The organism is Pseudolactococcus reticulitermitis (assembly GCF_002260845.1).
GTDB lineage: Bacteria > Bacillota > Bacilli > Lactobacillales > Streptococcaceae > Pseudolactococcus > Pseudolactococcus reticulitermitis.
Window position 1 is genome coordinate 351,531 of record NZ_BEDT01000001.1, and the last position, 19,413, is coordinate 370,943.

At 41.6% G+C, this 19,413-nt stretch carries 20 protein-coding genes; 1 reads left to right on the forward strand and 19 read right to left on the reverse strand.

The window, feature by feature from the left end; translation table 11 throughout:
* Window positions 1-70: 70 nt before the first annotated feature.
* The 5 genes from RsY01_RS01635 to RsY01_RS01655 all read right to left on the reverse strand — a co-directional run bounded on the left by RsY01_RS01635 (window position 71) and on the right by RsY01_RS01655 (window position 5,707).
* A complete protein-coding gene (locus RsY01_RS01635; protein WP_094783821.1) occupies window positions 71-1,030 on the reverse strand; it encodes a Gfo/Idh/MocA family protein in 960 nt (319 codons plus the stop codon).
* A 112-nt stretch (window positions 1,031-1,142) separates the two neighbouring features.
* Entirely contained in the window at window positions 1,143-1,757 is a 615-nt protein-coding gene (locus tag RsY01_RS01640) for a C40 family peptidase (protein ID WP_238594930.1), read from the reverse strand.
* Window positions 1,758-1,869: 112 nt separating this feature from the next.
* Window positions 1,870-3,540, reverse strand: a complete 1,671-nt coding sequence (locus RsY01_RS01645) for a formate--tetrahydrofolate ligase (protein ID WP_094783823.1) — start codon at window positions 3,538-3,540, stop codon at window positions 1,870-1,872.
* Window positions 3,541-3,739: 199 nt separating this feature from the next.
* Window positions 3,740-4,714: a hypothetical protein gene (locus RsY01_RS01650; protein ID WP_133063183.1), complete on the reverse strand. Its 975-nt coding sequence runs from the start codon at window positions 4,712-4,714 to the stop codon at window positions 3,740-3,742.
* 264 nt (window positions 4,715-4,978) lie between these two features.
* A complete protein-coding gene (locus tag RsY01_RS01655; protein WP_094783825.1) occupies window positions 4,979-5,707 on the reverse strand; it encodes a LysR family transcriptional regulator in 729 nt (242 codons plus the stop codon).
* 110 nt (window positions 5,708-5,817) lie between these two features.
* Between RsY01_RS01655 and RsY01_RS01660 the strand changes: the two genes are divergently transcribed.
* Window positions 5,818-6,339: a DUF4865 family protein gene (locus RsY01_RS01660; protein WP_094783826.1), complete on the forward strand. Its 522-nt coding sequence runs from the start codon at window positions 5,818-5,820 to the stop codon at window positions 6,337-6,339.
* Between the two features lie 417 nt (window positions 6,340-6,756).
* Here the strand turns inward: RsY01_RS01660 and RsY01_RS01665 are convergent, their stop codons facing one another.
* From RsY01_RS01665 to RsY01_RS01730, 14 genes are all read right to left on the reverse strand, one after another.
* Window positions 6,757-7,437 carry a CHAP domain-containing protein gene (locus tag RsY01_RS01665; RefSeq protein ID WP_094783827.1) on the reverse strand — a complete coding sequence of 227 codons (681 nt, stop codon included), beginning with the start codon at window positions 7,435-7,437 and terminating at the stop codon, window positions 6,757-6,759.
* Between the two features lie 89 nt (window positions 7,438-7,526).
* Entirely contained in the window at window positions 7,527-7,739 is a 213-nt protein-coding gene (locus RsY01_RS01670) for a hypothetical protein (protein WP_094783828.1), read from the reverse strand.
* On the reverse strand, window positions 7,729-8,085 hold the full coding sequence (locus RsY01_RS01675) for a phage holin family protein (RefSeq protein WP_094783829.1): 357 nt from the start codon (window positions 8,083-8,085) through the stop codon (window positions 7,729-7,731). Before RsY01_RS01675 ends, RsY01_RS01670 begins: the two co-directional genes overlap by 11 nt.
* Window positions 8,078-8,368, reverse strand: a complete 291-nt coding sequence (locus tag RsY01_RS01680; RefSeq protein WP_094783830.1) for a hypothetical protein — start codon at window positions 8,366-8,368, stop codon at window positions 8,078-8,080. The genes RsY01_RS01675 and RsY01_RS01680 overlap by 8 nt, the downstream gene beginning before the upstream one ends.
* 1 nt (window position 8,369) lies before the next feature.
* Complete coding sequence (locus tag RsY01_RS01685) at window positions 8,370-8,783, reverse strand: DUF1617 family protein (protein WP_157905759.1); 414 nt, start codon at window positions 8,781-8,783, stop codon at window positions 8,370-8,372.
* Window positions 8,770-8,976, reverse strand: a complete 207-nt coding sequence (locus tag RsY01_RS01690; protein WP_094783832.1) for a hypothetical protein — start codon at window positions 8,974-8,976, stop codon at window positions 8,770-8,772. The genes RsY01_RS01685 and RsY01_RS01690 overlap by 14 nt, the downstream gene beginning before the upstream one ends.
* A complete protein-coding gene (locus RsY01_RS10865) occupies window positions 8,969-13,384 on the reverse strand; it encodes an autotransporter outer membrane beta-barrel domain-containing protein (protein WP_094783833.1) in 4,416 nt (1,471 codons plus the stop codon). Before RsY01_RS10865 ends, RsY01_RS01690 begins: the two co-directional genes overlap by 8 nt.
* 6 nt (window positions 13,385-13,390) lie before the next feature.
* The gene (locus RsY01_RS01700; protein ID WP_094783834.1) at window positions 13,391-13,753 is read right to left on the reverse strand and encodes a DUF6711 family protein; all 363 of its coding nucleotides are present in this window, start codon (window positions 13,751-13,753) and stop codon (window positions 13,391-13,393) included.
* A 12-nt stretch (window positions 13,754-13,765) separates the two neighbouring features.
* A complete protein-coding gene (locus tag RsY01_RS01705; protein ID WP_094783835.1) occupies window positions 13,766-17,218 on the reverse strand; it encodes a phage tail protein in 3,453 nt (1,150 codons plus the stop codon).
* Window positions 17,202-17,558, reverse strand: a complete 357-nt coding sequence (locus tag RsY01_RS01710) for a hypothetical protein (protein WP_094783836.1) — start codon at window positions 17,556-17,558, stop codon at window positions 17,202-17,204. Before RsY01_RS01710 ends, RsY01_RS01705 begins: the two co-directional genes overlap by 17 nt.
* 41 nt (window positions 17,559-17,599) lie before the next feature.
* Window positions 17,600-17,974, reverse strand: coding sequence for a DUF6096 family protein (locus RsY01_RS01715; RefSeq protein ID WP_094783837.1), 375 nt, complete (start codon window positions 17,972-17,974; stop codon window positions 17,600-17,602).
* 59 nt (window positions 17,975-18,033) lie between these two features.
* Complete coding sequence (locus RsY01_RS01720; protein ID WP_157905760.1) at window positions 18,034-18,468, reverse strand: phage tail tube protein; 435 nt, start codon at window positions 18,466-18,468, stop codon at window positions 18,034-18,036.
* Between the two features lie 19 nt (window positions 18,469-18,487).
* Window positions 18,488-18,874 (reverse strand): hypothetical protein, encoded by a 387-nt coding sequence (locus tag RsY01_RS01725; protein WP_094783839.1) that lies wholly within the window; start codon window positions 18,872-18,874, stop codon window positions 18,488-18,490.
* Window positions 18,871-19,410, reverse strand: coding sequence for a hypothetical protein (locus tag RsY01_RS01730; protein WP_094783840.1), 540 nt, complete (start codon window positions 19,408-19,410; stop codon window positions 18,871-18,873). Before RsY01_RS01730 ends, RsY01_RS01725 begins: the two co-directional genes overlap by 4 nt.
* Window positions 19,411-19,413 lie beyond the last annotated feature (3 nt).

Consider the following 19,413-nt stretch of genomic DNA (forward strand, 5'->3'; position numbering starts at 1 on the left):
TTTCTTATACGAAAAAAATCCGTGATTGCTCACAGATTTTTAAAATTAATTGCCTTGACATCTGTTTAACTTACTGCCAAGATTGGTACAGATTTTCCATAATCTTCACACCAGACAAGGTCATATCTGCTGTCATTTTAGGACTAAGGCGTGCTCCTGAAAGAATCAGCTCATTGACATGCTGGACTTCATCAACAAAATCACTCTCAAAGTCAGCATGGAGCTGGCGTTTGAAACCACCATCTAAAAATTGGACCGTTGCCGTTTTAGCCCGCCAAAATTCTGGAATGACGAGCTTACCTTTCGTCCCCTGAATGGTCATGACTTTATCTAAACCAACTTTGGTCGTTAAAAAGATGTTGACTAAGACACCGTTGTCAAGTTTTAACAGCACTTTGGCCTGCGTATCTGATGTACCATTTGCCATATCAGAGATGCCTGAATAATCCGTTATTGTCGCGTCAAAAATATATTGCAAGTAACTGAGGGCATAGGGCAGCATGAAATGCACCGTGCCGCCGCCAGCTTCCAGGTCGTTAAACCAACTAATGTGCTCTATGCTGGCATAGGCTGTCACGCTGTCGACGGCCAGAATGTCTCCGATTTCGTTAGATTGCACGACTTCTTTAACGAGCTGTGTGACAGGCAGGAAAACTGATTTTTGCGCTTCCATCAAAAACAAATTTCTTTCATGCGCAATCTTAAAAAGCGCCTCAGCTTCCGCTAAAGTCAGGGTAAACGGTTTTTCGAGCAAGACATGCTTCCCTGCTAACAAGGCTTGTTTGGCTTCCGGAAAATGACCTTTATTATAAGTCGCGATATAAATCACCTCCAGCTCTGGATCCGCATAAAGCTCAGTGTGGCTTCCGTAAGCTTTAGGAATGTTATGTTGCCTTGCAAATGTTTGTGCCGCTTCCAAGGTACGGCTTGAAACCGCAGCGACTTCCCCATTATCTGTTAGGCGCACACCTTCTATAAATCTGGGGGCAACTTGCGCTGTAGATACAATACCATATTTTACTTTTTTCATGCTTATATTGTATCATAAAAACATAAATATTATTAAAAAAGTTGTATTTTTTATAATTTCAAAAAACATCTGCTTTTGCAGATGCTGAATTAATTATAAATTTTAAATATGCTCAGAAACGAAGCGCAAAGTCTGCAGGCATGGTCGCAAGTGACGACACACTCACTATATCACCCGGTTGTGGTGCATGGATAAACTGGCCGTTTCCGAGATAAATCCCGACATGGTTACCACCGAAGAAAACGAGGAGATCCCCGACCTTAGCGTCATCAACTGAGATTTGCTGACCTACAGCCATCTGATTCCAAGTCATCCGACCGATTTCTTGCCCTAAAGCTTCACGATAGACATAAGAGGTAAAGCCAGAACAGTCAAAACCGTCAGGCGTTGTCCCACCATAAACGTAAGGCACACCTTGATAGCGATTAGCTGTTGCAACGAGTTTTTCTTCACGTGTTTTAACAGGTGCAGGTGGCGGAACGGTTGCTTTTTCAGCTTCATGGACTGTTTTTTTAACGGTTACTTGTTCTTTTTCGACCCTTTTATCATTCGCCAGTCCCATGAAGTAATCTAGGTTAGGTTTTGGTTGGTGTTGCGTTAAGTTATCTTGTAGGTTTAACTGATGCGCTGTTATCTCATCCGCTTTAGCCGATAGGCCAAATCCAGCTGATACGACCACAAAAGCTGTTAAGATGAGTTTGATTTTGTTATTTCTTTTTTTCAACATAAGTAGCATTGTACCACAAAAAAACGCCCCAAAAGGCGTTTTCATCATCTCTTAACTGACTTGTCAAATTGTCACCCACCTGACAAGCCTGTCATTAAATTGTCATGTTTAATCAGAATAAACCCGAAATGTGACCCGCATTGTCCACATCCATATTCAGCGCTGCTGGTTTCTTCGGCAAGCCCGGCATGGTCATAATATCCCCTGTCAATGCGACAATAAAGCCAGCACCAAGCTTGGGAACAAGTTCCCGAATGGTGATATCAAAGCCTTCAGGTGCGCCCAGTAAATTTTGGTCGTCTGAAAAACTATATTGGGTCTTAGCCATACAAATCGGTAGCTTGTCCCAGCCATTGCGTTCAAAGGTCGCGATTTGTGTTTGGGCTTTCTTGGTCAAAGTGACTGAAGCACCACCATAGATTTTGGTCACAATCGTTTCAATTTTTTCAGGAATTGAGGCTTCTAACTCATATAAGTAATGGAAATCAGACGATTTTTCAGTTGCTTTGACAACTTTTTCAGCCAGATCTAAACCGCCAGCCCCCCCTTTGGCCCAGACTTGTGTGAGTGAAAAATCAACATTTTTAGCCGTTAATAATTCCGAAAGAATGGCGATTTCTTCTGCCGTATCGGTCACAAATTCATTAATCGCAACGACTACCGGTAATCCATAGCCTTGGATATTGTCAATATGTCGATTGAGATTTGCAAATCCTGCTCGTAGTGCAGACGTATTTTCCGCTGCTAAATCAGCCTTCGCCACGCCACCATTCATTTTAAGCGCACGAACGGTTGCGACGATGACAACGGCATCTGGATGTTTAGGGAGTTCGCGTGTTTTGATGTCCAGGAATTTCTCGCCGCCGAGGTCAGCGCCAAATCCCGCCTCAGTGACCGTGAAATCAGCTGCTTTCAGAGCGGCTGTCGTCGCAAGCACGCTGTTACAGCCATGGGCGATATTGGCAAATGGCCCGCCATGAACAAAGGCTGGTGTCCCCTCAATCGTTTGCACGAGGTTAGGTTTGAGGGCGTCTTTGAGTAAAACGGTAATCGCCCCTTGAATTTCGAGGTCGCCAACGGTTACAGGCATGCGGTCATAGGTATAAGCCACAACGATTTTAGCCAGCCGTGCTTTGAGGTTCTCAATAGAGGTCGCGAGGCAAAAGACCGCCATGATTTCACTGGCAACGGTAATATCAAAGCCATCTTCACGTGGCACACCGTTCACGGGCGAGCCAAGTCCAGCAATAATCTGACGGAGTTCACGGTCGTTGAGGTCGACCACCCGCTTCCAAATGACACGGCGTGGGTCGATATTCAGGGCGTTGCCTTGGTGGATATGGTTATCTAAAAGCGCAGCGATGGCGTTATTAGCCGTCGTAATCGCATGCAAGTCGCCTGTAAAATGGAGGTTAATATCTTCCATCGGTAAAACTTGGGCATAGCCACCACCTGCAGCCCCACCCTTGATACCCATGACTGGGCCAAGAGACGGTTCACGCAAGGCAATCATGGCTTGGTGCCCGAGTTGTTTGAGTGCATCCCCTAAGCCAATCGTGACGGTTGACTTGCCTTCCCCTGCTGGGGTTGGATTGATGGCTGTCACCAGAATTAATTTACCATTGTCATTTTGTTGCAACTTATCGAGTGCCTCAAAGGTAATCTTAGCTTTATATTTGCCGTATTGTTCAATATCATCACTGGAAATACCAGCTTTTGTCGCAATGTCCGTAATGGCTGTCATAGGTGAAGCTTGAGCGATTTCAATATCAGATTTTACCACGATGCGTCTCCGTTTTCTTCATGATTACTTTACATTATATCAAAAAACACTCAGATTGCCTTTTTTTACTGATTTTTACTTATAATGTCGTCTCCAATGTTCGGCTTTTAGAATATTGCTGAATATCAAAAAAACATCCTATCCTTCTAACAACAGAATGTTTTAATTTGAATCACGTTCTTTCTATCTCTAAAGATGCTTATGATAATTTGTGCTTCATTGAGAAAGCGCCAATCTCTGTTTTTTCTTGCCCAGTTGCATTGACACTGTTCACTTGCATCTTGTAAACTGATGTTTTATCTAACTTACTCATGTCAAATGATAGCTCAAATGCCATCTTATCCCCTTGTGGCTGAGCGATAAAACTTGACGTGTCAACTTTAACACCATCTTTATAGATTTCCAATTCAGGCGCCTCGTCTTTCTTGAAAGCCGCCGTAAATTTGACAGTTGTTTGGAGCACATCACTATCAGCCTTGATATCTTCAATATTTTTCACCTGCATAATCTGAGGCTTAGCCGTATGGACTAACGGCTGATAGATAATATCAAAATGCCAATCTCCGTCATATTGTAGTGTTGTCGGCACTGTGGATGAGCTCCCTGCTTTTGATGGCTCAACTCCAGCTGGCTGATGTTCATCCCAAGCTAACTTTGAAATTTGAAGTGTCAAATTGGTATCATCTGATAGTTGGTCTGAATTGAAAGTAGCGCCAACTGTGCCATAAAAGGTGTTACCTTTAATTCGAAAAGTAGAGGTCATAAGACCTTTCTCAACTAAATTATTGGTCCTGTCATTAGACGAAAAAAGAGAGAATGAAATATCTTGATAGTTTGAACCGTTAGCAAGCTGCTTGTCTAACAAGGCTTTCAATCTGTCATCATCAAGCTTAAATTGATAGTTAAATAGCAATTTCTTTTTGGTAGCGACAAGTTTCGTCAGCTTAATTTCACGACCATTTTGCATACTTATCAAGTCAAGTTTATCTGATATTAATTTCTCTTTAACCCTTGTGATACTTTCAGATCTACTACGCCTAATTCCTTTTTTGAGACAGGTAACAAGTGACGTTTCATACGATACAACCAGTATAATCGCAAGAATGATGGTTAGAATAGTGAGTATTTTATATCTATTATATCTGTTGTCATCTTGCCTGATTTTTTGACTCATGGCTTCCCCTTTTGTTATTTAAACGTTTCTATATCATGCTAAAATTAGCTTAACACATTTGATTTTTCATGTCAAATACGTGAAATATAATAGCGTGTTGCCAATCACACCTATTGTTTTATAACAAGTATAATTCTAACACCATTATTTAAGTTGCATAAGCTATCCCTTATACAATCTACTATCAATTCATTCCCCCTTGTCCCACTTATTTGCTAGAATTACTGCTCGTAACGAATTGAAATAGAGCGCTATCTCGCTCTTTTAGTCATATACATAATAAGGCATCACTCTCTTTTCTTCATCCCATTTTTGTAATTTTTTTGTTTTTAATAAATAGTCCGGCAGCAACGCGATGCCTTGAGCGTTTTCCACACAATTGATGATATTTTCAAATGAATCAAGTTCAATTATTTTTTGCGTATCAGAAAATTCGTTTAGTGTCTTTTCTCTGAAAGGACACGTTTTGTCACAATTAACAAAAAATTGATGATTTTCAGGATGCCCCTTACCATCAGAGGAAAGATAGAAAGCTGACAGGACTTTTTTAGTTTCTTTAAACCCTCTCAAATTAACAATCTTTTGAAAACTATAAATAGCATCATACTTATTTTTAACCGCCTCTATCGGAATATCTCTCATTTTTTTGATGCTCACACTATCCCTACCAATATCAATTGATTGCTCTTGATTAAGGTCATAGTTTAGAAGTAATTCAGAGATCAAAATCGACTTTCCTTGGCTCTCAAATGCTTTTTGCAGTATTTCTAAATTCTGAAGCGTCTCTTTGGCAAAATAATATAATTTATCACCATTCTGAGTTGGCACAATTCCGTTATATTTTCTGATGAAAAGAAGCGTTCCCATCTCACTTTCCAATTTTTTCAATCGAGCAGTTAAATTGGATTGGGCATAGCCTAGATTTACTGCACTTTGATTCAGAGACCCAGTCTCGTAGATACCGATAAAAATATTTAAATCATTAAAATTCATCTTCTCTCCCTCTACCTATCATTTTTTATTATAAGTATATCACGATTTGGTATTATCCAAAATCTGGCTAATCTTTTATAATAAGAGTATCAAACAAAAGGAGAACACTCATGCAAGCAATGCGATATGACATCATTTTACCAACTGATTATGATATGACGATTATTAGGGAACGGGTAAAGAAAACAGGACACCTAATGGATGGCTTCCCAGACCTTTTATTTAAACTTTTCCTGATTTCAGAGAAGAAGAACGGCGAGCACTCTAATAGTTATAGTCCACTTTATGTTTGGAAAAATTCTGACGGGATGTCTCACTTCATCTTTGATGGCTTTTTTGATAATATTTTAACCTCATTTGCTTGGCAACAGATTGAAATTGGTGTGACTTCAACGATTGCCTTAGGTGACGATTTTCTTCAGAGTCAATTTGTAACCGAGGAAGTAGAAGAGATTCCACCTACTGACTCTTTAAAAACGTTTGAGATTCACGAAAAATCAACAGAAAATGAAACTGGAAAATTGGTCATCTATAATCCCGATAAATGGCGAAAAGTGATTTTTACATTTTATCTAACCAAGCCCCAGACTAAGCATAGATGTTTTGAGATTTTACACCTTTCAAGAGGATAATCTTGCGCCAATCTTCCCTCCTACAATCATCGGGAAGAGACAAGACTAGTATCCGTTTCCCCTCCGTGAAATCCAACGCTTATTGCCCAACTCCACGGCTTTCACTTTTGGAAAGCCGTTTTTATACCCTATTTATATTCCTTCAAATTTTAGCCAACAAAAAAACAACCACAGAACCCTGTGGTTGTCATATTCAAGACGTTGAATTATTTAACAGCGTCTTTCAACATAATGATTTTAGTATTTTAACGAGGTCTTTAAAAATCTCACTGTTGTCACGTTTCCTGACTTTTATACCAATGTATTTTTACGCAGTATCTCGGTGTTTCTCGTGTTTTCTGCCATATATAAGCCATATGACCATGGGGCTTTTTTGGAATACAGTAAAACACAGTAGCTACTATAATTTACTGTATGTTAAATTTTTACAAGAAAATCATCATTTTCGGCTTTTCCTGTACTTCGACCAATCGCCACAAAGCGAGTTAGACCACTTGACGATGTATACCGTCCCCAAACGTAGCCATTGGCTACTGTGTACCAGCTATCCAAGTTGACAGTCTGTCCTTTGGTATACGTAGCAACTTTTTCAGCTGAGGTGGTAGGTGCGCTCCGAACATTGAGCACATCCGCAGCCACACGATAAGTACCTGCGAACGTCTGCGATTTCGTCTGACTTGACGTCTTGTCAGTCCCCCCTTGAAATCGCCAAATACCCACTAAGCCGTCCTTGCTGTAAGCTCGGTTTGTCTCTACAACATACATTTTGTTATTATAGTTTTGCTCAAGGCAATGCATGGTAGTCATGGTAGCGTCAAGCACAACGCCTGTATGACCGTAAGGATGCACACTTGCCCAACTCTCCACGAAAATATCACCGCCTTGTGGCACAAAGTCAGCAGTATTGCGAATCCAAAGCCACTTACCGTGAGTAACCGTGTAGGGCATATCAATGGCGTTGCCAGTGAACCGTGTACCGTCTGCGTCCATAGCCACACGATTCGAGAAGTCTACACACTGAGCACCGTATGCGCCATCAACATCCACTGACTTGCCCAAATACTTTTTGGCGATTTCTATAATTTGATTATTTGTCATCTTTCATGCCTCCTTTTTTAAATGCACTTGCAACTAAATCAATCGCAAGTAGCGTGAGTGTGAGCGACGTTGTGATGAGGATGATGAGTTCAATCATCGGTCAAATCTTTCCAGTCGACCTTGCCATCATCGTTTTTGTCATAGATATTTTTGGCGATAATTGTGGCCAGTCCAAGCGCGGCGGTTAGTGCTGCAACAATTGTAGTCGCTTTTTCAAAATCCAAAGAACTTAAAAAGGTGATTAAAATTGGTAAGCCACCAAGTACAAGATTTTTTAGTGCATCATATGTTTTATTGCTCATTTTCTTCTCCTTTTACTGTGCTATCCTTATGCTTGTTAAGTTCAGCATCGAGTTTTTTCTCCAGACTGACAGGAATCGGTACACCTAAACGTTTTAAATTTTTTATAATGCTTGTTCCGTAAGAGAAAATCAAAAACATCTCTAAGCTGTCCAAAACAATTTGATAGCCAAATTTGTTCGAAAAATATTCGCTGATTAAAAGCACAACACAGATTGCGAAATGCTCAACCGCCCCTCGTCTGGCTTTTTTGCTTTCGAAAATACACAGAGCCCAGGCTTTTGCAAACCCCAGAAAGACATCGCATAAGATGACAACTAAGGTTGCTGTTGCTAGCGTACTAATCATTAATCACCTCTTCTACTTCTGTAGGTACCGTCTCTGACGTATAGCTTGAACGTGTCACTTGTGCTTGCTTGTAAACCGCAGAGATGAACGCATTGATATCGCTTTTGACCTCAGCCGATACCTTATTGTCTGTTCCGAAAATAGCTGCCGAAGTATTGCCAGAAATTGAAAAATTAAATTTGCCGTTGGTTTCAATACTTGCTGAAAAATATGCAGCCGTCGCCCCGTTGATAGTTGATGATGAGTTGAGTGTGCCTTGCGATGTAATTTTGTTAAGTGCCATGTTAAATTTCTCCTTCTAGTTTGTCCATGATTAAGTCATAAGTACTAGCATCTTGCCCTGACAGCTTGATATCTAGCTTTTCAAGTTTTCCGACCAGATATTTGACATTATCTTTGAGCTCATCAAGATTAATCTTAACCTCTTCATCTACCAGTTTGTTATGCTCTGCCAAACATTCCTGTAACTTATCTGGTGCGATTTTATAGCTAGTCTCATCTACCTTGATGAGTTCACCATTATCGTCACGTTCTCCATAGACGTCAAAAATGCTTTGTTCATCTTCGGCGTACTCATCATGTTTTGACATAAATTTTGTGACTAACTTTGAGCGAATACGACTGGATTTAGGTGCGAGTTCTAAGTCCGACAAAAAATTGATTACAGATGCAAGTTCCTTGTTTTTAATTGTTAACATTTCCATCTCCTTTTATTTCCTTTATAGTTTCCTGTAAATAATCAATTTGATTATTTAACCTGCCAATTTGATTATTGAGCTCGTCAATCACTATATTTTGCATTCTTTGTACAAGTGAGAAAACTTCAGGTTCTTCAGCTACCAGTTCCATCTTTTCTATTTCAAGAATTCTTGTTTTATTTTCATCAGACATTCCACGTTCCCCCTTGTAAAATGGTTTTTACATCATAAGCAGAATTATTGTAGATCAAATATAAACCGCCACCACCTATCCATATGCCATTCGAGATGTTAGCTGCGCCAAAAAACATACCTGCCTTACCACTTATTGTCATACTTGAAAATATATTAGTGATGCCAGCACCGTCTGACGAAGTTGGATGAATACTATTGACCCATAAAGCACCTGCCACGTGCAAGTCGTTATTGACGTAGAAACTTCCGTTTGTTCCCAAAACTCCTTTGTTCAGAAGTGTATCATTCCAACCATTAAGATTTTGATTTATTGTAGCGTTACCAAATGCACCGTAAAAATCAATTTTACAATCACCAGCTGTGATTTTAATGTATTTACCTCCAGTTGAAGAGTTAAGGCTCGTGCCTGTGATTGTACCACCATTTATCCTATTGGCACTCATTGTTCCTGCTGTTATCATGTCAGCAGTAATTGCACCTGATTTGATTTCGCTTGCTGTAATAGTATTCGCTGCAATTTTATCAGCCGTAATTGACCTAGCTGCAATCCGTGCTGCTGCAAGCGTACCTGTTGTAATATTCGCAGCGTTAAGGTTGATGACATTAACACCACTGGCATTAATCGTACCTGATGTCAATGTGCCAACATTTGCGGATATCGCTGATAAGGTAGATACACTGAGGTGTGTCGCTGTTATTGTTCCAGCTGCAATCCGTGCTGCATTAAGGGTTCCTGTCGTAATCTTTGCAGCATCCAAACTGGCGATTTTTGCACTCGCAATTACGGCATCTGCAATAGTCGTCTGGCCTGTAATCTGCACTTTGTTTCCTGCAATCAAAATGCTTTCTGGTGAAATATTGATTTGGTTAATCAAATCGCCTTTTCCTACTCGTAGATTGATCAAATCTTTTGTCATGAGAAGTGCCGAATACAAGGTCATTTTATTGGCATAATTCTCACGTACACTCGTTAGATAGATGTTTCCTTGAAAGGCATCTGGTGTAAGACTTGTTGAGGCTCTCACGCGCATCTTCACGCAATTTACTGGGACAGTAATGGCACTACTCGAAGATGTATAATTTATTTGGTACATCGAGTTAGCATCAGTTGGGTTGAGCGTAAATGGCGTGACATCGTTATTATAAATACCAGTATAGTTTCCGTTTTTGATAGAAAAGAAAGCTAGATAAACACTGTCTCCACTAATGCCATTTTTTTGAAAATCCGTTAATTCCCATTCGTGAACAAGAATTGAACTAGAGGTTACATTACCAAGCTGAATCCAAGCTCCTCCAGAGAATAACCAAACAGTATTATCGCTTGTATCTTTTCTTCCGGACCAGGTGATTTTCGTTGGTGCCTCTTTTCCTTCAAGGGGGATCTTGTAAATAACTAGATAATCGCCTGAACTTGTATAGGGATTTGTCGTAACTGTACCCGTTATACTCAAGTTTTCAACTGATTTATTTAAAAGATAGTCAGCAATCGTACTATTTAAATAGGTTCCAGCTGTTAATATTTGCACATACTGCTTAGCTATTGGTACGTAATCAACATAAGGCATCCCATAACTGTAAAAGTGATACGTCATCGTAAATGCACTTCCATCAGTAAGTTGGGAGATATATTTCTCACCAGCCGTTACGTTGATGAAATCTGAACGCAAACTGGAGGTTGCTGAAATTTCTGAACCATCACTTGTGTTCAAACTTCCTAGCTGCCATTGTTTGACTTTAAAAGGAACCCCAATACTGTCATGCGTTTCACTAACAGATAACCTCAATGCATCTGTTGTAGCGGTCAATTTGACCACATTACTGATATTTGATAAATTAACGTAGCCATTTGTTATGTCACTTTGTAGAAGATAACAATTCACTTCCGTTGGTGAAATCGTTACTTGAAACCTTAAGCGAACATAGCGAACATTTGTGGGAATCGCAATCGGTGAATTGGCATTATAATTTACGTAATTGTTTAACGTTTTATCCGCTTTATAGTAGAAAATATAAGCTTGTCCATATTGCCCAGTCGCACTTAGCCCCTCAAAGGTTTGTAGGAGATATTTCTTATCTGCAACCACATCTAAGAATCCACTACGAACATAACTCGTACTGGTTGCATCTTGACCATTAGATGTGTTGATTGAGCCTTGTTGCCACTCTGTTTGAACAAAACTTGCACCACCTAAATCATTGATAGCTTTGTTTTGCTTGCTCAGCAACAGGTTGAAACTTTCTGTACTCTGCGTAATCGTGTTTTCAGCAATCGTTACCCTTCCTGTCAAAGTGTCAACAGTCGTTTGGTTAGCTTTGCTTGAAATTTGCCCAGCTTGAATGGCCAGAGTACTTTCAGCAGTCGTTACTCGTGACCCTAAATTGGTTACATTACTTGCACTTAACTCAATAGCTGTTGCATGTTGGCTAACTGTGGTTTGCAAGCTGTCCGTCATTGTTTTCGCTTGAAATGCTGTTATCAACGATTGATTTAACCCATCAGCCAAAACTGGCGTTGACATATTTGTTGAGTTATCCGATAGTGTCATGACAACTCTTGTCCAGTAGTACTTACCACTTGACCAAGTTGGCACAGAAGTTCCCCACGCGCCACCAGATTGGGTAGTATTTGAGGTTGACAGATAGATTTGGTCTTGGACTTTGGTGATAGTCGGTGCATTGGCACCGGGCGTACCATTTTCGCCTTGTTTGGACACTGAGTAACTTGTCGTTGTGGTACCATCTTGTAAAGTAAAGACAGTCCTCGTCCAAAGATACTGACTTGTCGGCACACTCGGGATAGATGTTATCCATGTGCCAGATGGAACCGTTGTCCCACTTAATCCAACTTGATAAGTCACAATAGAACTTTTGACAGATTTTGCATACGCATTTTGTGCCTGTAGTAAAGCATCGTCAATATTAGCGAGCGCACTTTCCGCTTTGCTAACTGCATCGTTAGCTTGTGTTACAGCTGAACTGACATCGCCCTGAACGCTTTCAAGCTGTGACAGAGCATTACTCATAGCTGTGTTATTTTCAGCTAGCGCCACGCCCAGTTCAGTTTTAGTATCATCAAGTTCTTTCTGTAGCTTTTTCTCAAACTCTTCTTGACTTTGTTCGCTGATTACTAGCTCCCAGGTCAAAATACTATTGAGCATTTTAAGCTGCCACATCTCAGTCTTATCACCGTCTTTTTTGAACCATAAGTCGCCCTCGCGGCTCAATGGCGTAATAGATGGCTCATCTTCGCCGTAGTAATTCGTATTTTTGCCATTAGCACTATTCAAGGCGTCTGTTGACTTAGTCAGCGCATCATTAACATCATTTTTTAGACGATTAATCAGTGATGGTGGGTTAGCAATCGTGTCATTACCTGCTTCGGTGCTTGCACTACTCTGACCGCGCAATCCGCCATTAAACGTTAGTTCATAGGTCAGATTAGGTACAAAGTGTTTAGTGCCTTCGATATCATAGACAGAGAGCACGTCTCCCGCTTCGATAGCTGGATTACCACGCCAATTGAGTTCAAAAGGATAAAAAGCAATATTTTTAACCTTTTCAAACATACCATTTAGCAGATTTTGAGTAACCCAAGGATTGGTAACATCTAAGACATTCCCTTTCTTACCGCCTGCTGTGATAACTGCTTGAGTAGAACCGTTGGAAACTTTGGCACTCAGACCATGTACGCTGAATTTCTTACCTTGGATTTCCAAGCCTTTCAAAAAATACTCGTCGGGTCTGATTTCAAAAACACTTGAATTGTTGATACTCTCGTTCCAAGCACTGCCTGAAATTGGCAAACGTCGAATTTCAAGCGCACCATTACGATTGATTTTAATGTAGCCACTAACAAGACCCGCGACAAACCCTAAAACCTCACGGTTAGTGTATTTGCCCGTTAGTTTAGGCAATCGAAATTCGCTGATACCGTCTAATTCATTCAGCAGATTAGCATTTGCAATAGCTACGCCATACTTATTAGCTATCTCAGCCATAATGTTGTAAGCACTGGCTGGATAGTTTAAGCTTGATGAATATGGGTCAGCCATGAATGAGAGAATATCATAAGCTTCAAATTTTGTGCTATGGTCGTTCTTGCTGACCAGCACATTTGGATAGATTTTGAAGTGTCCTAGCGATACATATTCATCATTGAAACCCATCTCAATGACCACATCGTCTAATTGACGGAGTGTTGTGATTATTTTTGGAAACTCCACCGTGACTGAATCAGACACGACAGACCCAATCTGGAAATTTTCCTCTACAATGCTACCTGATTGGACTGTCACGCTTGTCAAATCTTTATTGGTATAAGTTACCCCATTGACAATTACACGCGCCTGTGGCGTTCTGTTGAGCGCCTTGGCTGCCTCTAAAAAGGCAGCTGATGTTGTAATCATAAAATCCTACCTTTCTATGCAATCAAAGCCCAAATCTCTGATGGCGTATGCGTTAAACTCAGGATGCCACGAATAGTGCCCCATTGATCTGTCGCCCGCATAAAATGTCTTGGTCACATCACCATTGGTCAATGGATCAGGATAAGTGACTGTGAAAAAATCACCGTTACTGGCATCCAAAATCACCTTACTTTGCGCTTGAGATAATTGTGGCCACTTGATACTGAGTTTTGTTTTGTTTTTAACGATGATGTCACGTATCATTGTGCCGTTGGCATTTCGACCAGATGTGTCCGCATCAATGTCCGAGTACGTGACGTCAAATGTCTGAGGTGTGGCAACTGCCACGCCATTTATTTTAAAAGTCATTCAGTTACCTTTCTAAATTGATATAAAGCTTTGGCCAGTCTGACGCTCATACTTCTTGATCTCGCTAGCCAATATCTTGATTAGTCGATTGCCACCAATGTTGATGATGATATCTCCGTTGCCGTCTTGTTTAGCACCGCCATTTAAGATGGCATTCAAGATTAGTTTCAGGAGACTTACTGTCTCATCATTGCCGTTATTAAGATTGCCAATTTTGCCTGGTGTACCAATTTTTGATGCGGAAAAGAGATCCGGCATCATCAATTGAGTACCTTCAGCAAAATGTGGAATTTTATCCGCTGCCATGACTTGTGTCCCTTTCGGTAAGTCTACAAGCATGTTCTGAATATTTGGAAACATTTTCCAAGACCCATTTGGCGTTTTGTAGGCCTCGCGCCATAGATTAGATTTAGCATCATTGACGACTGCTAGACCTCCGCCGTGATTTTGGGTGCCTTTTGCATAGAAACTCAATGATGGGATCTCACCTTTCATCAGATCCCCAATGCTCCACCCAGATGGATTTATATGAAATTGCGGAATGTGGATATCTGGAAACTTCAAGTCAATATTGAACAATCCTTTGATGCTTTCAATGATGCCACTGATTGCATTTTTGGCATTTTCGATCGGGTTGGTCATAAACGAGGTAAAACTGTTCCATGTGCTTTGAATGCTACTGCCAATGGAGCCCATGATGCTAGATGAAGTACTTTGAATACCGCTCCAAGCACCAGAAACAGCACCAGAAATGCCGCTCCAAGCGCCTGACGTCTTCTCTTTGATATTTTGCCAGCCAGTCGAAGCTTTTTCTTTGACGTTTTCTATTGCACCTGAGGTTTTCTCTTTTATGGAATCCCAAGCGCCTGAAATGCCGCTCTTGATACCGTCCCAAGCATTTGAAGTGGCCTCTTTAGCTTTGTCCCAACCATCAGAGATAGTTGTCTTAGCAGTCTCAAGCGCAGTACTAACAGTGGACGTGATACCGTCCCAAACGCCAGAGAAGAATTCTGTAATACCATTCCAAATCTCAGATGTCTTATCTGAAATCGCAGTCCAAGCATCAGAGGCAGCTGTTTTGATACCTTCCCAGATTTCCCCGAACCAAGTAGCAAAGCCGTCTATAATCTCTTTCGCACCGTCAATGATTTTGCCCCAATTGAACCAATCAGCAAAACCACTGAGCAACTCCCCAACCACACTTAGGATCTCCCCTAAGAAGCTAAAAGTACCAGATAAGTCTTTGATACCTTGAACAGCTACGCCAACGATTAAGCTAACGACTGGCTCAATGAACTTCCAGACTAATTTCAGTGCGCCACCAACTACCTTCAGCGCACCACCTAACAGATTGAAGATTGCTGGCAAACCTGCTTCAATTAAGACTTTAACGATGGGTTGTACAACTTTTTCGTAAATGCCCATGAGTACTGTTCCAATACCTGACAATACGCCATTAAGGCCACTGACAAGGTTTGAAATCCCCTCTAGCATAGGTTGCCAGTTCAATGTCTTGGCAAAATCAGCAGATGACTTGGCTAATTGAGCGAAGAAACCTATGATAGTCTGCACTGTTTTAAGGATATTTTTCATCAATTTATCGCCTGTGCCGTTTTCTTGCCAAGCTTTCTTGATATTGGTAGTTAGTGCTGTGTAAAAGTTGTTGACATCCTTGACAATATTTAAGATATCAGTCATGATCTGCTTGCCAGTGCCGTCATTCCATGCCTTGCTAAAGGATTTTTTCACTTCATGCAGCAATTCTAAAACAGAATTTAGCGCATCAAATGCCGACTGGATGACACTCACACCAAGTCCGTTATCATTCCACGCATCACGGAAAGCCTGACCAACATCAGAAATGATATCCATGATGTCTGCTAAACCTTGGAATATATTTTCAAAGAGTTTTTGACCAGAACCATTTTCCCAGACTTTCATGAAGTCTCGTCCAATGTCAGAGAAGATACCTGTAAGCGTGCTGAACAGACGTTTTGCAGATGCTATGACCGTGCCACCCATAGTGTCCCAAGCTGCTGCAATCGGTGCCCACAGGCGTTTTGCGATACTCTTGACATCCTCTAAGAGGTCAAGCATCCACTTAGGAGTCGTGTAAGTCCCAGTGGCCTTGTCGAAGTCGATGCCACCGGGTGCGCCACCGCCAGAATCATCATCGGACTTATCGTCTAGACCGATGCGATTAATTTGGTCAAAGCCCATCAGTGAGCGTTTAAGCTCGTCTGCTTTGTCTTTGGCTTTACCAGCTGCAGAACCCGTGTCATTCATGGCTTGCACTTGACCATATAGACCACTCGCACCTTGTTTAGCAGCATCGTATGTTGTACCGAAAACTGTTGCGATGAATGAGGCGAACTGTCCTGTAAAGGTAGCTAATGCACTCATTAAGACATTGATGGCGGGTAAGATAGCTGTATAAATCGGATAAAAAGCCGTGTAAAGATTGGCCTGAACCTGATTAAGACTGGCAGAAAATTGTCCATTAGCTTTTAAAGCACTCCAAACACTGCCAACTAGTGACATGATAGCCTTGCTTAGTAGTTGGTATACAACCAAAGCAGGCAACATTGACCGCAGTGACTGCGCCCATGCTGAGTGACCACGCCCCAGACTATTTTGAGCTTTATTAGCACCGCTGATCTTGCTTTTCAGATTCGCAAAAGAGCTACCGAGTCTACCAATGCCACCTTTGGCCAAGTTAGCACCTCTTTGTAGTACGCCCATAGATTTAGAGCCTATGCCGCCCATCGCAGATATCTTGCTACTGGCAGAGCTTGCCGACCCTTTTAGTTGAGACTGCGCCCGAGAGAGTAACATCGTTCTTTTCGTAGCATTATCAATCGACTTTGCGTTGATGTTTCCACGGAATCGGCTGCCCTCATCAGGCTTGACAATTGCGCCACCTTTTTGCTTCACACGACTGGCCAGATTGCCATTGACATTGCCAATCTGTGCTGACCTGAATGCCTTTAGTTTAGTCTCTGACGCTTCAATCTTGTCATAGTATTTATCCATAGAGTGTGTCGCACGATCCCACGCCTTTGATAGCTGCAAGACTTGTTTCTGCGCCTTAGCTTTACCTTCACGCCCCAGATCACGCGCATCGGCGTTTAATTTTTCAGTTGGGTCGCCTTTGGGGCTCATCTTAGCGTGTGCCATACCGGGATGTTTTTGTAAAAGTTTCAAAGATTTTTCAGCTTGGTTATAGTGGTACTGCGCTTCTTTCACATCTTTCTTGATTTTGTCAATGTTTGTCTTAACCGATTTCTGAGACTTTTTGACGTTCTCGACCATGCCACCCATCGGATTGAGCTTTTTGGCATCGCTATTACTTGCCACGCCTTTTACCATTTGCGCAAACTCTTTTTTCATCTTTTGCATTTGACCAATGGCTTTTTCAATCTTAAAATCAAAAGTCATCTCGATACCGTCAATTTTGATTGTCATGTTCTGTTTCCTCCTTTCGTTTCATTGTTGTGTTGATAGCGTTGAAATACGCCATGAAATTCACTTCATCCTGTGTGATTTTGCTATCTGTTGGAGCTTCTAGCTGCTTAGTGTCGTCCTCAGTATCCAAGGCGTACACCTCACTAAAAGCTGGCATTTTTTGTGGATCGTGGAAAGCGAAAGCGATGAGCTTAGCCAAGCTATAATTCATCGTGGCATCGACTTGGAACTCCTCGCCTTTGGCTGATTGATTAGCTTTGAGTTGTACGACTAGCTCGTCATATGTCAGTCCCCAGTAGTCCTTGGCAGAAACGCCCTGTTGCACGGCTAGTGGGTACATATCATCTAGCAAGTCACTGAACGTGTCATAAACTTTACCCTCTAGTTCAGCTCCACTACCTTGTCGCTGTCCGCGTCGTCCTGTGAATCGTCCGTCGTCTTCCCGAAAAAACCTGAATCACTCAGAAGTTCCACAAGTTTTTCATAGATTTCAATCGTTGTGCCACCTTTACCCAAGTGCGCCTCAACGGCTTTCAGAATTTTAGCTTCTGAGACACCTGACGTCTTACAAGCAGCAGACAGAATAATAATCATCTCTCCAAGTGGTGGGATGTTGACTGATTCATCATCAATTTGAGTACCTAAGACCGCATTAAAGATAGATTTCTTCAGGCGTTTTTCTACTTGCACATAATCTGAGCCCTCAAGGCGTGCATCAAACTCAAGATTAGCGATTTTAATTTGTGTTGTTTTCATGTTTTCTCCTAAAAAAATAGCGTGCGAGAGATTGCACGCTATTCGTTAAATATTTTAAATTAAGCTGCTCCAGTAAAAGTCAACGCACTTGAAACTGTGATAACTAAGTTCCACTTAATAGCACCGTTAACCGCAGCTTCTTGTGAGTTGACAGTCGCTTTTCCTTGAAATGTGAACGAATGCCCTGACGGGAATGACACTTTCCAATGTTTATTGGTTCCTTCAATTGCCTTTAAGGCCGTGATGTTCCCCTTTTGGTCAAACAGTGAGAAGGTCAACTGGTCCTGTGATTTAACACCGTCAATATTGACACGACTACCATTTGACAGATTAGTCACATCAATCTGTTCTGGTGTACCGCCAAGCGCTGGCACTTGATCAATACCTGCAACACTGGTAAAAGGTCCCGTGGCAGTTGCCCCATAACCTAGTGTAGTGCCGATGGTCGAAAAACCTACCTCATCGGCAAATAATTTAAATTGAAATTGATTCATTTCTACTCCTTTTTCTAAATTAAGTATAGACAAGATGTAAAATATTGTCATAAGTTCCTGTAACCTCAACGATTGAGCGCTTGAAGTCAGCTAAATTACTATCTCGTGCAGTCGCTTTAAAACGGACTGCTTGAAACATTTGGACAACTGCTTCCACCTCGTGTGTGATTGAGCCTTTATGACTGTCTCCCAAAATTTCGATGGTGATTGTCCAGTTGGTGTGGATTTCTGTGCCTTGGTCAATGAAGCTAGGTCGGTGCGTTGTCTGATAGACTGCTATTGGCTTAGCTTTGACCTTTTCCTTTGCCGTCACGACGTCGTTGGGAAAGTCCGGAGAGATCTCCGAGAACATACCCAAATCCGTCAGCATGGCCACAATATCCGTTTTTAGATTTCTGATACTCATTGCAGTCCTTTCAGTGCTTGATTGACACTACGCTCCACAATTCCTTCAGCATCTTTCGACACTGTTTGAAATGCTGGATACATCCACGGTCTAGCCGGCTGACCACGGGTCATGAAAAATTCTTTATCGCCAAGCGTGATTTTTGGAATGCCATAGACCGCCTCAAGATCCACGTCTACTTGGTCAACGGGGATAAACCACCGCGTTTGCGTATAGACTGGATGAACCTCTGGCGATATACCGGCATGATGTGCCTCGCCAACTGGACCCGTACCAAATTCCCGATACATCCCAACGTCGGAATCATTCCAATAGCGACCTTGAATGGTGCCATCGGAATCATCTGTTGACTTGTGATTGTACCGATTGATTTCGCCACTGCCGTATTTGACGTTGCCTAGATTATTGACCACCTCCGCATCTACCCGCTCTAGGAGTTCGTTACTGGCATTGGTAAGTCCTGTTTTAAGCGCTAGCTCAATACCAGTAAATGCTTGCATCGCTTGCGCCATGCCCTCGACTTTTATAGTAACCATGTG